This window comes from Pseudomonas sp. P97.38 (assembly GCF_001269745.1).
GTDB lineage: Bacteria > Pseudomonadota > Gammaproteobacteria > Pseudomonadales > Pseudomonadaceae > Aquipseudomonas > Aquipseudomonas chlororaphis_E.
Window position 1 is genome coordinate 266,114 of the sequence record NZ_LHVJ01000028.1, and the last position, 14,616, is coordinate 280,729.

The 14,616-nt window shown below is 61.4% G+C and carries 16 protein-coding genes; 9 read left to right on the top strand and 7 right to left on the bottom strand.

Translation table 11 applies throughout. The features are described 5' to 3' along the window. Positions 1–16 precede the first annotated feature (16 nt). On the bottom strand, positions 17–1,780 hold the full coding sequence (locus AD664_RS24095; protein WP_053150500.1) for a cation:proton antiporter: 1,764 nt from the start codon (positions 1,778–1,780) through the stop codon (positions 17–19). A gap of 274 nt (positions 1,781–2,054) precedes the next feature. Here AD664_RS24095 and AD664_RS24100 point away from each other — a divergent pair, with 274 nt between their 5' ends. Next, positions 2,055–2,540 carry an acyl-CoA thioesterase gene (locus AD664_RS24100; protein ID WP_053150503.1) on the top strand — a complete coding sequence of 162 codons (486 nt, stop codon included), beginning with the start codon at positions 2,055–2,057 and terminating at the stop codon, positions 2,538–2,540. A gap of 66 nt (positions 2,541–2,606) precedes the next feature. Here AD664_RS24100 and pdxY read toward each other — a convergent pair whose 3' ends face one another. After that, the gene (pdxY, locus tag AD664_RS24105; RefSeq protein ID WP_053150506.1) at positions 2,607–3,479 is read right to left on the bottom strand and encodes a pyridoxal kinase PdxY; all 873 of its coding nucleotides are present in this window, start codon (positions 3,477–3,479) and stop codon (positions 2,607–2,609) included. Between the two features lie 119 nt (positions 3,480–3,598). On the opposite strand from pdxY, the gene AD664_RS24110 reads away from it, so the two are divergent. Next, a complete protein-coding gene (locus AD664_RS24110) occupies positions 3,599–4,021 on the top strand; it encodes a DUF3301 domain-containing protein (RefSeq protein WP_053150509.1) in 423 nt (140 codons plus the stop codon). Positions 4,022–4,033: 12 nt separating this feature from the next. On the opposite strand, the gene AD664_RS24115 is transcribed toward AD664_RS24110, so the two are convergent. Beyond that, complete coding sequence (locus AD664_RS24115) at positions 4,034–4,999, bottom strand: GTP-binding protein (RefSeq protein WP_053150511.1); 966 nt, start codon at positions 4,997–4,999, stop codon at positions 4,034–4,036. 27 nt (positions 5,000–5,026) lie between these two features. Here AD664_RS24115 and AD664_RS24120 point away from each other — a divergent pair, with 27 nt between their 5' ends. Continuing rightward, positions 5,027–5,380, top strand: a complete 354-nt coding sequence (locus tag AD664_RS24120) for a hypothetical protein (RefSeq protein ID WP_053150513.1) — start codon at positions 5,027–5,029, stop codon at positions 5,378–5,380. On the opposite strand, the gene AD664_RS24125 is transcribed toward AD664_RS24120, so the two are convergent. Both AD664_RS24125 and zigA read right to left on the bottom strand, forming a co-directional pair. Next, the gene (locus AD664_RS24125; protein ID WP_053150516.1) at positions 5,377–6,027 is read right to left on the bottom strand and encodes a DUF1826 domain-containing protein; all 651 of its coding nucleotides are present in this window, start codon (positions 6,025–6,027) and stop codon (positions 5,377–5,379) included. The two genes, AD664_RS24120 and AD664_RS24125, sit on opposite strands and share 4 nt — an antisense overlap. Beyond that, positions 6,024–7,232, bottom strand: coding sequence for a zinc metallochaperone GTPase ZigA (gene zigA / locus AD664_RS24130; RefSeq protein WP_053150518.1), 1,209 nt, complete (start codon positions 7,230–7,232; stop codon positions 6,024–6,026). The genes AD664_RS24125 and zigA overlap by 4 nt, the downstream gene beginning before the upstream one ends. 142 nt (positions 7,233–7,374) lie before the next feature. On the opposite strand from zigA, the gene AD664_RS27305 reads away from it, so the two are divergent. The 5 genes from AD664_RS27305 (at position 7,375) to AD664_RS24150 (ending at position 11,192) form a co-directional block, all read left to right on the top strand. Further along, positions 7,375–7,770 carry a glutamine synthetase gene (locus tag AD664_RS27305; RefSeq protein WP_083454248.1) on the top strand — a complete coding sequence of 132 codons (396 nt, stop codon included), beginning with the start codon at positions 7,375–7,377 and terminating at the stop codon, positions 7,768–7,770. A 107-nt stretch (positions 7,771–7,877) separates the two neighbouring features. Further along, positions 7,878–8,774, top strand: a complete 897-nt coding sequence (gene folE2, locus AD664_RS24135) for a GTP cyclohydrolase FolE2 (protein ID WP_053150521.1) — start codon at positions 7,878–7,880, stop codon at positions 8,772–8,774. Beyond that, a complete protein-coding gene (locus AD664_RS24140) occupies positions 8,771–9,439 on the top strand; it encodes a metal ABC transporter ATP-binding protein (protein WP_053150524.1) in 669 nt (222 codons plus the stop codon). The genes folE2 and AD664_RS24140 overlap by 4 nt, the downstream gene beginning before the upstream one ends. After that, positions 9,439–10,305 (top strand): metal ABC transporter permease, encoded by an 867-nt coding sequence (locus AD664_RS24145; protein WP_053150527.1) that lies wholly within the window; start codon positions 9,439–9,441, stop codon positions 10,303–10,305. The genes AD664_RS24140 and AD664_RS24145 overlap by 1 nt, the downstream gene beginning before the upstream one ends. 11 nt (positions 10,306–10,316) lie before the next feature. Beyond that, positions 10,317–11,192 (top strand): metal ABC transporter substrate-binding protein, encoded by an 876-nt coding sequence (locus tag AD664_RS24150; protein ID WP_053150531.1) that lies wholly within the window; start codon positions 10,317–10,319, stop codon positions 11,190–11,192. A gap of 65 nt (positions 11,193–11,257) precedes the next feature. On the opposite strand, the gene AD664_RS24155 is transcribed toward AD664_RS24150, so the two are convergent. Beyond that, positions 11,258–11,785 carry a DUF3617 domain-containing protein gene (locus AD664_RS24155; RefSeq protein ID WP_053150534.1) on the bottom strand — a complete coding sequence of 176 codons (528 nt, stop codon included), beginning with the start codon at positions 11,783–11,785 and terminating at the stop codon, positions 11,258–11,260. A 140-nt stretch (positions 11,786–11,925) separates the two neighbouring features. Between AD664_RS24155 and cls the strand changes: the two genes are divergently transcribed. Continuing rightward, positions 11,926–13,365, top strand: a complete 1,440-nt coding sequence (cls, locus tag AD664_RS24160; protein ID WP_053150536.1) for a cardiolipin synthase — start codon at positions 11,926–11,928, stop codon at positions 13,363–13,365. Here the strand turns inward: cls and cfaB are convergent. Then, a complete protein-coding gene (cfaB, locus tag AD664_RS24165) occupies positions 13,362–14,549 on the bottom strand; it encodes a C17 cyclopropane fatty acid synthase CfaB (RefSeq protein ID WP_042729919.1) in 1,188 nt (395 codons plus the stop codon). The genes cls and cfaB overlap by 4 nt on opposite strands. Between the last annotated feature and the right edge of the window lie 67 nt (positions 14,550–14,616).

A 14,616-nucleotide genomic window follows, 5' to 3' on the forward strand; every position in this document is an offset into this window, starting at 1 on the left:
CGCTCGCCGCGGCCAATCAATGCCCGGACGACTCCTTGTGATTGTCGAGGGTTTCGAGCAAGGCCACCTGCATCCGTGTGTGCAGGCGCACGAACCAGCGCCAGAGCAACGCGGCCACGGCGATGGCCACCACGGCGATCAGAACCAGTAGCTTGTTGGTCGGCAAAATGCTGGCCGACAAGGCTGCCAATAGCAGGAAAATCATCAGCAACGAAAGAATCGGGATCACTTCGGCGATCACCCGACGCACGCGCTGGGTGTGACGGCCGGCCATCTCCGGCTTCACGCCCAGCTCAGCCAGCAGCATCGACAGCGCCTTGAGCTTGCGGTACGCGGCAATCAGGAACGGCAGCGACAACAGCAACGCCCCTCCCCAGATCAACGCTTTTTGCCAGCTTGGGTCACTGATCCAGGCTTGCAGGTAAGCCGACATGCCTTCGGCAAAATAACCACCCGAGACAAAGATCGCGATCACCAGCGCCAGATTGACGCCCACCTGCAGCAGAATCCGTCGGATCATCGAGGCCACCATCGCCCCCTCGCCTTGGGGCTGGATGCTGCGCAACCACTCACCGTACATCCCCAATACCCGCGTCAGACGTTTCGGCATGACGGTCGCCAACCTTACGGACAGCGGGTCGGCGGCTCGGATCAGGTAAGGCGTCATCAACGTGGTCAGGACCGAAACGGCGACCGCGACCGGATAGAGGAAATCGCTGGTGACCTGCAGGGTCATCCCCAACGAAGCGATGATGAAAGAAAATTCGCCGATCTGTGAAAGCCCCATCCCAACTCGCAACGAGGTACGCCCGTCGTTCCCGGCGATAAAGGCGCCGAGCCCGCAGGACAGCATCTTGCCCAGCACCACTGCGGCGGTGATCACGGCAATCGGCCAGGCGTACTGCAGCAATATGGCCGGATCGAGCATCAAGCCAATGGCCACAAAGAAAATCGCACTGAAGAGATCGCGCACCGGCTCTACCAGCCGCTCGATCTTCAGCAACTGCCGCGACTCGGCCATGATCGCGCCGATCAGGAAGGCCCCGAGCACCATGCTGTATTCCAGCTTCACCACTAGCAGGCAAAAGCCGAAACACAGGCCCAGCACGGTAATCAACAGCATCTCGTTGCTGTCGAACTTTGCCACATAGGCCAACAGCCTCGGCACCAGCAGGATGCCGATCACCAGCGCGACAATCATGAACAACGACAACTTGCCGACCGTGGAAAACACCTCGCCGGAGCTCACCGTGCCACTGACGGCAATACTCGAGAGCAAGGCAATGATGCCGATGCCCAGGATGTCCTCGACGATCAGCACACCGAAGATCAGTTGGGCGAAACGTTCATTCTTCATCTTCAGGTCGTTGAGGGCCTTGACGATGATGGTCGTCGAGGAAATGGCCAGGATCGCGCCCAGGAACAGCGAGTCCATGGTGCCCCAGTCAAACCAGCGCCCTATTTCGTAGCCGATCCAGATCATCAGCACGATTTCGAGGAATGCCGCGATGAACGCGGTAGCCCCGACCTTGAACAGCTTGCGCAGGCTGAACTCCAGGCCCAGGCAAAACATGAGGAAGATCACCCCCAGCTCGGCCAGGGTCTTGATCGTGTCTTCGTCGTGGATGAAGCCGAATGGCGGCGTGTGCGGGCCGATGATGAAACCGGCGACGATGTAGCCCAGCACCACCGGTTGCTTGAAACGGTGAAAGAGGACGGTCACCACCCCCGCTACCATCATGATGATCGCCAGATCCTGGATAAAGCTGATGGCATGCATGCGGCGGCTCCCTGTTCCCAATGACCCAACGCAGGGCTGGATAAGTCCGTTTCAGTTGTAGGAAATGCCCTCACATGGGCTTTTTGAAGGGTAACACCGCGACTTCCGACAAAAAGACGGTGCAATATAAGGAAACAGATCCATCGGCGCGTGACGGCAAACACAGACCCAGCGTCCCGATATCGGTGGTATGCAAAGTGTGTCGCCTGCAGCCCCCCCATGAGCGCCCGTAGAGGTGCCTTCCTACATCGCTGCCTTGAACCGTGAGTACGTTATGGAACCCGGAAACGCCCAACTGTCGATGACGGTGTTGATGACCCCCGATATGGCCAACTTCTCTGGCAATGTCCATGGCGGTACCCTGCTCAAATACCTCGACGAAGTCGCCTACGCCTGTGCCAGCCGCTACGCCGGGCGCTACGTGGTGACACTGTCGGTTGACCAGGTGATTTTCCGTGAGCCGATTCATGTCGGCGAGCTGGTGACCTTCCTCGCGTCGGTGAACTACACCGGCAACACGTCGATGGAAGTCGGTATCAAGGTCGTGACCGAGAACATTCGTGAACGCTCGGTGCGCCATACCAACAGCTGCTTCTTCACCATGGTCGCAGTGGACGATCTGCGCAAACCCGCTGCCGTTCCGCCACTGCAACCGCAGAACAGCGAGGAGAAGCGCCGCTTCGAACAGGCCAAGCAACGTCGCCAGATCCGCCAGGAACTGGAAAAACGTTATCAGGAGATCAAGGCCGACGGGCCGTAACGGCGCCGCAGAGAAGATGGGAGCGGGCCTGTCCGCTCCCACAAAGCACGCTCCAGCCAGGGGCGATCAGAGGCTGATCGGCACCGCCTCGAACCGCACACGCGGATGGGCGATGCGGTCCTGGGCGCGAACCAGCTCCAGCTCGTAACTGGCGCATGCCTGGGTTTCCAGCAGCACCTCATGAACAGCGGCGGCGGTGAATTCGAAGGCCGCCACCAGGCTGTCTCCCAACAGTATCCGCGCCAGGAACAGCCCCGACGTCAGGTCACCCACACCCACCGGTTGGCGCGGGAAGGCCAGCAGTGGACGACGCAAGTGCCAACTGCCATCGGCGGTCACCAGCAGCATTTCAAAACTGTCTTCAGGCTTGCCAGGGTAGGCCAGGTGCTTGACCAGCACCGCCTTCGGCCCACGGATCAGCAACGCCCGGGCCATGGCCAGACAATCGAGTAATGACTGCGCCTTGCGTCCCGAGAAACTGTCCAGCTCCAGTTGGTTCGGGCACATGAGGTCCGCCACGGCAGCGGCTTCTTCCAGCATAAACGCGCTCACCTCGGGCGCCACGATGCAGCCCTTCTCAGGATGCCCCATGACCGGATCGCACAGGTACAACGCCTTCGGGTTGGCTGCCTTGATCCGCGCGACACCGGTCAGAATCGCTCGCCCCTGGGCGGCGCTGCCCAGGTAGCCAGACAGCACCGCGTCGCATTGACCCAACTCACCGATGGCCGCGATCCCCTCCACCAGGGCCGGGATCTGCTGTGGTGCCAGCACCTCTCCGGCCCATTGGCCGTACTGGGTGTGATTGGAAAACTGTACGGTGTTGAGCGGCCAGACATTGACCCCGACCCGCTGCATCGGAAACACGGCGGCACTGTTGCCGGCGTGACCGAATACCACATGAGACTGGATGGCAAGCAGATGAGGTGTACGTTTCATGCGGGAAGTTTCCGTAAAACGATTGAAATTCAAGCCGCGCAGTATGCGACTAAACGCAGCCTGTACGACAGACCGGCGACACAGTTAAGCTGACGGCAACTTGTTGGAGCACTTCGTTCATGCTGACCCTTGGAAACATCTTCGTGCTGATGCTGCTGGCCACCGGCGGCGCCTGGCTGTGGCACAACCATGGTTTGCGTGAACGGGCGCTGGCAAGGGTCATCCAGCATTGCGCCCAGCTCAAGATCGAATTGCTCGACGGTAACGTGGCACTGAAGAAGATCGGGTTCGTGAAAGACGCCAACGGCCGACGGCGCTTGGCGCGCATCTACAACTTCGAATTCACTGTCACGGGCGAAACCCGCCACTCGGGCACCATTACCCAGTTCGGCGCCCACAGTGCGCACATCGAGCTGGCGCCCTACCCTATGCCATTCGAAGAAACCCCACCCACACCGATCGAACCGGTCCAGACCCGACCCAGGGCTGAAGTCATCGAACTGAGCCAGTGGCGACAGGAACACAACAAGTGGAAGCCCTGAAACAGCGCAGATTCAGAGGCACCGGCATGTCGCCAGACCGGCCTGCAACATAGCCACGTCTTGCGGCCTGTCAAAGATCAGCTCGACCCGTGAATCCTGTCGCCATTCGCTGGGTTGCCAGTGCGGTGTCGCCCCTTCCACCGCGTTGGCCGACCACCAACCGTCGGTGCCGTGGATCACCATCTTCGCCCGCTTCCAGGCGCAGCCTTGCAGCCACTGGATCACCGCCGCCGTATCGAACCGTTGGCTGGGGTGCCAGCGCCACCCGATGCTCCAGGCAGTCTCTTGCTGTTGGAACAGGCAAATCGGCAGCGAGGGGTCGCTCCAGACTGCCGGCAGCGCACCCACGCCATGGGGCAGCTTCAGATGAGCCACGGCCTCGCGCCCTCGAGCGGCCAGCCCCGGCAGTCGATCAAGGGGCAACGCCGCCTGTTGGGTCCAGTGCAGCGCGCGCCCAGGCAATTGCCCGGCCACACGTTCGCGATCAGCCTGCGTAAGGGTCTCGGACTTGTTCAGTACCAGTAATCCCGCATCCGCCAGGGTTTCCAGCTGGACGTCGGGCACTGGCCTGCCGTCCGCCAGCGCCCGAGCATCGAGCACCAACACGCAGGGTTGCACCGCCAGCACGCCGAGCCATGGCGCCTCGTTCAACTGCTGCATCAACTGCACGGGATGGCCCAGGCCCGAGGGCTCGATGAACAACCGGTCCGGTCGCGCCTTGCGCAGCAGTCGACCCAGGCCGATCTGGAACGGCACGCCGTTGACGCAACACAGGCAACCCCCGGCCACCTCGCCCAGTGCGATACCATCGGCAGCTTGGGTCAGCAGCGCGGCGTCCAGGCCGATCTGGCCGAACTCGTTGATCAGCACCGCCCAGCACTCGTTGGCCGGACGCTGGGCCAGCAAGTGCTGGATCAGGCTGGTCTTGCCGGCGCCCAAGGGGCCGGCGATGACATGGGTGGGAATGTGCTGCAACATAATCGACGGCTTTCGATGGAGGTGAAGATGCGGATGATGGGCGGGTTGTTGCTGGCGCTGGCGTCAAGCCAGGTGCTGGCCCAGGCTTGCGTGGTCCACAGCCAGGCGGAACGGCTGGACGTGAAAGTCTGCCAGCAGAACCGCAACATCCCAGCGAAGCTGTTCGCCGACGGCTTCTGCCAACCCAGCCTCGCCGGCCAGAAAGTCGACGTGCAGTACGTCGATCAATGCCCTGGCGGCGCGTTCGGCATTTGCAGCAACGCCCAAGTCGCCAATATGCCTTATCGCCAGGATATTCACTATTACGGCGTGGCCACCGATGCCGCGTACCTCAAGCCATTTTGCCAGGGGCAGAACCAGGGCACCTGGCTCGCCCCTTAAGCCAGCCAATCCAGCGTGAGGATCAGCCGGCGCTGCCCCGGGGCAAGCGCCGGCGAGCGATGGATCAGGCCCCGGCCTTCGTTGCCATGCCATTTCTCGCCCTTCAGCAAGCCCACGTCGCCGCTGCGAAACTGCTGGATGACGCGCGGATCGCCAGGCTCCGCCGCGGGCTCGGCAAGCCGTCGCCGATCCATTGCGCCTTCCTCAAGCCACTGGCTGCCAACGCCCGCATACGTGGTCAGCAATCGCACCGGCACGTGATCCACGTGAAAGCGCGGGCACATGGCCTTGTCCAATGTCCGCAGGCGCAGGCCGACACGCCGCGCGCCCAGCAAGCACGCAAACGCGCTGACCAGCCAGGCGACGTCAGCGATGAATCCTTCGTAGCCTTGCAGATCCATGAAGCCTGTGGCCAGGCCGGCCAGGTTCGGCGCGGTCTCATCGTCCGGTAATTCAAGCACCCGTGATTCGGCGAGAGATTGGTCCATCGACAGCACCATCGCCGCAAAATCGCTGATGTGCGCGGGAAGCTGGCGCTGCCACACCGCCAGGTTGGTGTCGTCGGCCAGGACCTGGGCCAGCGTCTGCGGGGTTTCGCCCTGCACCTGGCGCGTCACGACGCTGCGCAGAAGTGGCGCCGCCATCATGCTGCGACCTCGTCATGCCAGGTGCCGAACGGATCCGGCAACCGACGCCACGCCTCGACACCGAGGGCCATTTCCGCATCGGTCAGCAGACAGGCGTCCAGTTCGGCGGTCAGTCGGGCAAAGTCGAGGCCCTGGCCGATGAAGACCAGTTCCTGGCGACAATCGCCCGTGGCGGCGAGCCAATGGTTCATGATGGCCGCGGTGCTCTCCGGGTCCTGCGGCCACTGGTCCTTGGGGACGAAGCGCCACCAGCGTCCGGCAAATCCATGGCGCATCAAACCGCCCGCCTGGGACCAGCTACCCGCCTCCTCAGGTTTGCTGGCCAACCAGAAGAAGCCCTTCGAACGCAGGAGTTTGCCCTGGGTCCATGGCCGGTCGATGAAGTCGAAAAAGCGCTGGGGATGAAACGGCCGGCGCGCCCGGTAGGCTGTCGAGGCAATGCCGTACGCCTCCGTTTCCGGCACATGTTCGCCACGCATCTCCCGGAGCCAGCCGGGGGCCTGGGCGGCGCGCTCAAAGTCGAACAGGCCGGTGTCGAGGATTCGCCCCAAAGGCACCTGCCCCATCGACATGGGAATGACCTGCGCCTGGGCATTGAGGCGTTGCAGGATCGCCATCAGCTCTTCCCGCTCGTCACGACTGATCAGGTCGATCTTGCTGATCAGAATCACATCGGCAAACTCGACCTGCTCGATCAGCAGGTCGGTGATGGAGCGTTCGTCTTCCTCCCCCAGGGTTTCTCCCCGGGATGCGAGACTCTCGGCGGCTTGATAATCGAGCAGGAAATTCACCCCATCCACCACCGTCACCAGGGTGTCGAGCCGAGCAACATCGGCCAGGCTCCGACCTTGGTCATCACGGAAGGTGAAGGTTTCAGCCACCGGCAGCGGCTCGGAGATACCGGTGGATTCGATCAGCAGATAATCGAAACGCCCTTCCCTGGCGAGGCGGCCAACCTCCTCCAGCAAGTCTTCGCGAAGGGTGCAGCAAATGCAGCCGTTGCTCATTTCCACGAGTTTTTCCTCGGCGCGGTTAAGTGTCACATCGCGCTGGACTTCGCTGCCATCGATGTTGATCTCGCTCATATCGTTGACGATCACCGCGACTCGCAGATTATCTCGATTGCGCAGGACATGGTTGAGCAAGGTGCTTTTTCCGGCGCCGAGAAATCCGGAGAGCACAGTGACGGGAAGGCGATTGGGCATGGGGTCTATCCTCATCGGGCGACCGCTTGGGTCACGACGGACGCGCGCAACGGCCCGTCCTCGGACCTCGGCGAGTTTTAGGTATATTTATGTTATAGTATAACAATATCTTTCTGCCAACCCCGTTTTCCGAGAACGCGCCATGGCTAAACTTCTACAATTGCTCGTAGCGAGCTCACTGCTGCTATGGTCGCTGGGCACAGCCTCGGCACAAAGTCCGCTGTTGGCGACCTGCACACGCAGCGCAAATTTACTGGCGTGCGTAGACGGGCAAGGCAATGCCTACAGCGTCATGACGGCTGGGAAGACGGTCTATTTGCGCGGATTTGAAATGGCCAGTCGGCGCTACTGGGCGCAAACCAATGATCGGTATGGCCAGCTCACCTTCTTCACAGGCGTAGCCTCCAACGGCGAAAGCTGGGTGGGTTACAGCCGGCGCGTGGGATGGACAACGATCAACCGTTTCGCCAGTTCAGGCGGCAGCGCTGGCGCATTTATCTGCGGTCGCCTCAACGGCTGCCAGAACTCAATGCCTTGATGTTTCACGTGGAACGCAGGCACATGAAACTCCGTTCATGAACAAAGAGTGTTCGAATTTTATGTAATACTATAACATCAACTTCGAACACATCACGGACTTCGACCATGAATGCGTTAACACTGCCAGACGTGGCTGCGCAGGTTTCACGCGAAACCCTTCCCCTCGATTGGGTGGGAATGTGCGGCATCGCGACCCCGGTTTTGATCAACGGACAACGCCTGGGCGCAACCGCCGATGCAGGTGTCAGCCTGGATGACGGCACCGCTCGGGGCATTCACATGTCTCGCTTGTACGTGGCGCTGGAAAAGCTCGAAGACGCACCATTGGCTCCATCACTGATGCGCGAAATCCTCCAGCAGTTCCTCGACAGCCATGAGGGCCTGTCGCGTGCAGCCTCTTTGGGCATTCACACCGATGTGTTACTCAAGCGACCGGCATTGGTCAGTCCGCTGGCCGGTTGGAAAAGCTACCCGATAAGCATCGAAGCGCACTTGAAAAATGCAATGTTCCACGTGGAACTGCGCATTCAAATCCCATACTCCTCAACCTGCCCCTGCTCGGCCGCGCTCGCCCGGCAGTTGATCCAACAACAATTCGTTGACGATTTCGCCAACAAGCGACTGGAGCACGCAGAAGTTCTCGCCTGGCTGGGCTCGTCAAATGGCATCGTTGCGACCCCTCACAGCCAACGCAGCACAGCCACCCTGACCCTGCGCTTGAACACCGATTGCAACGACGTGCCGCTGCTGGCCGTGATCGACAACGCTGAGGCCGCCCTCGGTACGGCGGTGCAAACGGCGGTCAAGCGCGCCGACGAGCAAGCGTTCGCCCTTGCCAACGGTCAGAACCTGATGTTCTGCGAAGACGCCGCCCGAAGATTGAACGCGGCGTTGAGTCCATTACCCAGCATCGTTGCCGGCCAGGTGCAAGTCGTTCATGCCGAAAGCCTCCACGCCCACGATGCTGTCGCCCACAGCCGTTGGCCTCGGGAGGCACCATGATTCGTTGCCAGAATCTGCGCTGGGGTGCTCCCGGACAACCCCTCACTCCGCCGCTGGACATGGAGCGACCGGCTGGCAGCCTGACCGCGATCATCGGTGCCAATGGTTCGGGCAAAAGCAGCCTGTTAAAAGTCCTGGCCGGGCTGCAAAAGCCGCTGTCCGGAAAAGTTGTGCTGGAGGCTCCACGTCGCGGCGGCGTTTCGTTCCTGCCCCAGCAGCAACACCTTGATCGTCAGTTTCCCATCAACGTGCAGGAGTTGGTGGCTGCCGGCGCGTGGGGGAACCGACACACCCCACTCATTCGCAAGCAGTTGTTGCAGGACGCACTGGACAACTGGGCACTGACCGGGCTCGAACGCCGCCCGTTGATGGCGCTGTCCGGAGGTGAGTTGCAGCGCGCCCTGCTCGCTCGCCTGAGCCTGGCCGAAGCGCCGCTGCTGTTGCTTGATGAACCTCATGCTGCCCTTGATGAACAAGGTCAGGCCCTGCTTTGGAAACACATCCACGGCTGGCATGCCGAAGGTCGAACCGTGGTGGTGGTTTGTCATGATCTGGCTGCGGTTCGCCAACATATCCCCCATACGCTGCTGATTAAAAACACGGGTTGCGCGCTGGGCCGAAGCGTTGAACTGATTGCCCAACAACCCTGCGCGTGGGTGGCTTGATGCTCGCGGCCACTCATTTCTGGCAACCGTTCCAGGAGTTCCTCTTCATGCGGCGGGCCTTGCTGGGCGGCCTGGTGCTGGCGTGCAGCACCGCGCCGCTGGGCGTGTTCCTGATCCTGCGTCGCATGAGCCTGATCGGCGACGCCGTGGCCCACGGCATCCTGCCGGGGGCGGCGTTGGGCTTCTGGTTCGCCGGTCTCAGCCTGCCTGCCTTGACGATCGGCGGCCTCGGCGCGGGCTTGAGCATGGCCGGCCTCGCCGCTTGGATCACCCGGCGCACCGGCCTGCGGGAAGACGCCAGCCTTGCGGCGATTTATCCCATCTCACTGGCGGCCGGTGTGTTGATTCTCGGCATCGCCGGCAAGCGTCTGGATCTGCTCCATCTGCTATTCGGCTCGGCATTGGCGGTGGACGGTCCGACGCTTAACGGCATGCTCTGGGTCTCGGGGCTCAGCCTCCTGGTGCTGGCATCGATCTACCGCCCCCTGCTGCTCGATACCCTGGACCCATTATTCCTGCAAACCGTCAGTCGTCTTGGCCCGCTGGCCCATGGCGTGTTCCTGACCCTGGTGGTGTTGAACCTGGTGATCGGCTTCCAAGCCATTGGCGCACTGATGGTGGTCGGGCTGATGATGCTGCCGGCCGCCGCATCGCGATTCTGGAGCCGCCGCCTGCCAGTGCTGATGGCCGTGGCCGCGATCCTGGGCTGTCTATCGGTTTGGCTGGGCCTGCTGTTGTCCTTCCATTTTTCCCTGCCCAGCGGGCCATCCATCGTATTGGTGGCCGGCGTGCTGTACCTGCTGTCCGTGGTATTCGGTCCGGTGCACGGCCTTTTCCGCCGCCCACCCTTGCTCACATCCCAATGAGGTGTTTCCCGATGCGCGCTCTACTCGTGCTGTTCAGCCTGATGCTGTCCATGTCTTTATCCGCTGCCGAGAAACTCCAGGTGGTGACCAGCTTCAGCATTCTCGCCGACATGACCCAACAGATCGGCGGCGAACACGTGCACATCACCAACATGGTCGGGCCGGACGTCGATGCGCACATCTACGAACCCACGCCAGACGACGCCAAGGCGCTGCTGCGGGCGAAACTGATCATCAAGAATGGCTTGGGCTTCGAGCCGTGGCTGGATCGCCTGGTCACCAGCACCGAAACCACGGCGCCAGTGATCAGCGCCAGCCGTGGCGTGATCCCGCGCTCGCTGGATGAGGACGGTGAAACCGTTCCCGACCCACACGCCTGGCATAACCTGGCGAATGCCGAGCTGTACGTGGGCAACATCACCAAAGCACTGGAAGCCGCTGACCCAGCCAACCAGGCCGATTACCAACGCAACAGTCAGGCGTACCTGAAAAAGATCTACGCCCTGTTGGCCGAGGCCAAGGCCAAGCTCGGCGCATTACCGCCGGGCAATCGCAAGATCGTGACGTCCCACGACGCCTTTGGTTACCTGGGCCAGGCCTACGGTATCGAGTTCATGGCACCCCAGGGATTGTCCACCGAGCTTGAACCCTCGGCGGCCGAAGTCGCGGCGCTGATTACCCAGATCCGTCAGGCGAACGTCAAAGCGGTGTTCATGGAAAACATCAAGGATGCGCGCCTGCTCAAGCAGATCGCCGACGAAAGCGGCGCCCACATCGGCGGTACGCTGTACTCCGATGCGCTCGCCGCCAGTGGCCCGGCCAGCACCTTCACCGGTCTGTTCGAATACAACCTCAACACCTTATATGAAGCGTTGAGCAAACCCTGATCACGTTGCGTGAGGTTTGTGGGAGCTCTCTGCTCCCACAAGGCCATTCATCTCTGGCCCGGCTTTCAAGCCCGCGGCTTGACCGTCCCGCAGTCTTGCCCTAACCACACCGCACGGGTGTCGAGGCTGCCATTCTGCTGGATACCGGTGGCGTTGAAAGTGCCGCTGACCTTGGTCGTGAATTCCCGATCACTCTGGAACGTCGCAATACCATTGCCCTGCGCTTTCGGGCAACTGAAGCGGAATTTCCACTGATTGCCGGTTCGCTCGGTGATCTGCTGCTTGCAGCCCGACTGCGGGTCTTGCAGGGGAATATCATTGGTTTGCACCTGTGCCGGGGTCAGGCAGACGCGGATGCCCTTGCCACCCATGGTAATGCCCTGTTTTTCCAGCATCGCCCGCTGCTCCGGGGTCATCTGATTTTGCACCTGGCCCAGGATCAACTGCAGGTCCGGCAGATTCTGGTTATCGACTTTCATGTTGCTGGAGGTCAATTCCCATAATCCCGGCTGAAGCATTTGTGCCTGGGCCGCCACAGATACCGACAACCCCATCGCCATAGCCATAGCCACACCCAGCAGACGAACATTCATTGCGAAAACTCCAGAGGACAAGTGGCCGTTAGACGCCGCCCACAGGTTTCGGTTCAGGCACACATGGCTGAATTAAATAGCGACAATCGCCCTGGAACATGGTCTGTTAAGCATTGAAACCTCAGGAGCAAGGCTGCCCCATGGATTATTTCGGCCCGCATATCTTCGGTTACCTGATCGCGTTGCTGCATACCCTGGGCTCCATCGCCGCCGTCCATGCGGTGCTGACCGTACGCACTGCCCAAGGCTCGATCGCCTGGGCTCTTTCCCTGGTGTTCATTCCCTACCTGACGCTGATTCCTTATCTGGTCTTCGGCCGCAGCACCTTCGATGGCTACATCAAGGCCCGGCGGCAGGCCAACGAAGAAATGCGCAAGGCTGTCTCCGAGCTCAACTGGCGCCCATGGGTCGAAGAAGCCCTCGCCGCCCGCGCTTCGCAGGCCTACGCTTCTTTGCGGGCAATGCCCAAACTGGGGCGCACGCCGTGCCTGGCGAATAATCAGCTGCGGCTGCTGGTCAACGGGCAGGCTACATTCGAAGCGATCTTCCAGGCCATCGAAAGCGCACGCGAGGCGGTGCTGGTCCAGTTCTTCATCATTCACGACGACCGTCTCGGCCGACGCCTGCACGCGCTGCTTTTGAAGAAAGCCGCCGAAGGCGTGGCGGTGTACCTGCTCTATGATCGTATCGGCAGCCACTCCCTGCCTCACCAGTATGTTCAAGCGTTGCGCGATGGCGGTGTCCAGGTAAAAGCGTTCGCCACCCGCGGTGGTTGGCTCAACCGGTTCCAGGTCAACTTTCGAAACCACCGCAAGATTGTCGCGGTGGACGGCGTGCTGGGGTTCGTCGGCGGGCACAACGTGGGCGATGAATACATGGGCGAGCTGCCGCCGCTGGCGCCGTGGCGCGATACCCATGTCGAAGTGCGCGGACCGGTGGTGGCGAGCATGCAGGAATCGTTTGCCGAGGACTGGTTCTGGGCCGCTCGCTCATTGCCGCCGCTGATTTTACCGGACGCCTACCCGGACGACGGTGTGCTCTGCCAATTGCTCGCCAGCGGTCCGGCCGATGCCTATGAGACCTGCTCGCTGTTCTTCGTCGAGGCGATCCACGCGGCCAGTGAACGGGTGTGGATCACCACGCCCTACTTCATCCCTGACGAAGCGGTATTCGCCGCGTTACGCCTGGCAGTACTGCGCGGCGTCGACGTGCGCATCCTCCTGCCGTCGCGGCCAGATCACAAGGTGGTCTATGCCGCCTCCAGCCTGTATGCGTTTGAAGCCGTGCGCGCGGGGGTACGGGTGTTCCGCTACAGCCCAGGCTTCTTGCATCAGAAGGTGGTACTGATCGACCGGGAAATCAGCGCCATCGGCAGCGCGAACCTGGACAACCGTTCGTTCCGATTGAATTTCGAAGTCATGCTGCTGACCGTGGACATCCCGTTCGCCAGTGAAGTCGAGCAGATGCTTGAACGGGATTTCGCCCACGCCCAGGAAGTCGACAAACAGGAAAGCCGGGAGACCCACCGCCTCCAGAAAGTCGGCATGCGGATCGCCCGGCTTATTTCCCCGATCCTTTAAGGGGTGTAGAGGTCGTCGCGAGTCCAGGGCAGATCGTGGCTACCGTCTGCATGCGTTTTCACCGCAAGGATCTGGTGCAGGTTGATCCAGCCCTTGGCGAACGCGTAGGCGCAGCCGGCCAGGTACAGGCGCCAGATTCGCAACGCCTGCTCCGGCACTTCCTTTGCGGCCGCCGCCAGGTTGTCTTCCAGACGCTCGCTCCAGTGATCGAGGGTGCGCGCGTAATGCAGGCGCAGGCTCTCCACGTCGACGATCTCAAGCCCGGCTTCGCTGATGTGGGCAGCGATCATCGACAGGTGCGGCAACTCGCCATTGGGGAACACATACTTCTCGATGAATTCCCCGGCACCGCGTCCCACCGGACGCCCGTCGGTGTGCTTGGCCGTGATGCCATGGTTCATCACCAGCCCGCCCTCTCGCACAGCCCCAAACAATGTCTTGCAGTACTGCTCGAGGTTCGCGTGGCCGACATGCTCGAACATACCCACGCTGACCACTTTGTCGAAGCGGCCATCCTGGGGCAGGTCCCGGTAGTCCAGCAATTGCAGTTCTACCTGGTCTGAAAGGCCCTGCGCCTTGACCCGCTCTCGCGCCAGGTCCAGCTGCGCCTGACTGAGGGTAATGCCGAAGACCTTGGCCCCGAACTCCCGCGCCGCGTAACGCGCCAACCCACCCCAGCCGCAACCGACGTCCAGCAGGTAGTCGCCGGGTTGCAGCCGCAGCTTGCGGCACAAATGACGAAACTTGGCTTGCTGGGCCTGTTCGAGGGTTTCACTGCCGGTCTCGAAATAGGCGCAGGAATACGCCATGTCGCTGTCGAGCCATAACTGATAGAACGCGTTGGAAAGGTCATAGTGATAGGAAATCGCCTTGGCGTCGGTTTCCTTGTCGTGGGCCGAACGCACGGGATGGCTGTCGGCGTCCTCCTCCACCAGTGCCTGGCTCCACTCATCGCAGACCCGCACGACTTCGTGGATCGAGCCCTCAAGTTCCAGTTTGCCTTCGACGAACGCCGCACCCAGCGCATCCAGGCTGGGATGGGTTAACTGCCCGACCATCTGTGGGTCCTTGACCACGATCGTGACACTGGGGTCGGCGCCCAGTGTGAATTCATGGCCATCCCAGAGCCGCAGCCGAAGCGGCAAATGAAGATTCTGGAGGGCCGGTGGAAGTTGCGCGAGCATGAGATATCCCCCTGGTTTCAGAACATCTGAACTGAGGGTAGACCATGGTAGAAAAATAGCAGGCTAT

Excerpts from the sequence above, each read along its gene's own strand:
- cfaB (WP_042729919.1), bottom strand. The coding sequence starts at position 14,549 with ATGCTCGCGCAACTTCCACCGGCCCTCCAGAATCTTCATTTGCCGCTT.
- AD664_RS24115 (WP_053150511.1), bottom strand. The coding sequence starts at position 4,999 with ATGTTGCAGCACATTCCCACCCATGTCATCGCCGGCCCCTTGGGCGCC.
- AD664_RS24125 (WP_053150516.1), bottom strand. The coding sequence starts at position 6,027 with ATGATGGCGGCGCCACTTCTGCGCAGCGTCGTGACGCGCCAGGTGCAG.
- AD664_RS27305 (WP_083454248.1), top strand. The coding sequence starts at position 7,375 with ATGGCTAAACTTCTACAATTGCTCGTAGCGAGCTCACTGCTGCTATGG.
- AD664_RS24150 (WP_053150531.1), top strand. The coding sequence starts at position 10,317 with ATGCGCGCTCTACTCGTGCTGTTCAGCCTGATGCTGTCCATGTCTTTA.
- AD664_RS24120 (WP_053150513.1), top strand. The coding sequence starts at position 5,027 with ATGCGGATGATGGGCGGGTTGTTGCTGGCGCTGGCGTCAAGCCAGGTG.
- AD664_RS24140 (WP_053150524.1), top strand. The coding sequence starts at position 8,771 with ATGATTCGTTGCCAGAATCTGCGCTGGGGTGCTCCCGGACAACCCCTC.
- AD664_RS24110 (WP_053150509.1), top strand. The coding sequence starts at position 3,599 with ATGCTGACCCTTGGAAACATCTTCGTGCTGATGCTGCTGGCCACCGGC.
- AD664_RS24145 (WP_053150527.1), top strand. The coding sequence starts at position 9,439 with ATGCTCGCGGCCACTCATTTCTGGCAACCGTTCCAGGAGTTCCTCTTC.
- pdxY (WP_053150506.1), bottom strand. The coding sequence starts at position 3,479 with ATGAAACGTACACCTCATCTGCTTGCCATCCAGTCTCATGTGGTATTC.
- zigA (WP_053150518.1), bottom strand. The coding sequence starts at position 7,232 with ATGCCCAATCGCCTTCCCGTCACTGTGCTCTCCGGATTTCTCGGCGCC.
- AD664_RS24100 (WP_053150503.1), top strand. The coding sequence starts at position 2,055 with ATGGAACCCGGAAACGCCCAACTGTCGATGACGGTGTTGATGACCCCC.
- AD664_RS24095 (WP_053150500.1), bottom strand. The coding sequence starts at position 1,780 with ATGCATGCCATCAGCTTTATCCAGGATCTGGCGATCATCATGATGGTA.
- AD664_RS24155 (WP_053150534.1), bottom strand. The coding sequence starts at position 11,785 with ATGAATGTTCGTCTGCTGGGTGTGGCTATGGCTATGGCGATGGGGTTG.
- folE2 (WP_053150521.1), top strand. The coding sequence starts at position 7,878 with ATGAATGCGTTAACACTGCCAGACGTGGCTGCGCAGGTTTCACGCGAA.
- cls (WP_053150536.1), top strand. The coding sequence starts at position 11,926 with ATGGATTATTTCGGCCCGCATATCTTCGGTTACCTGATCGCGTTGCTG.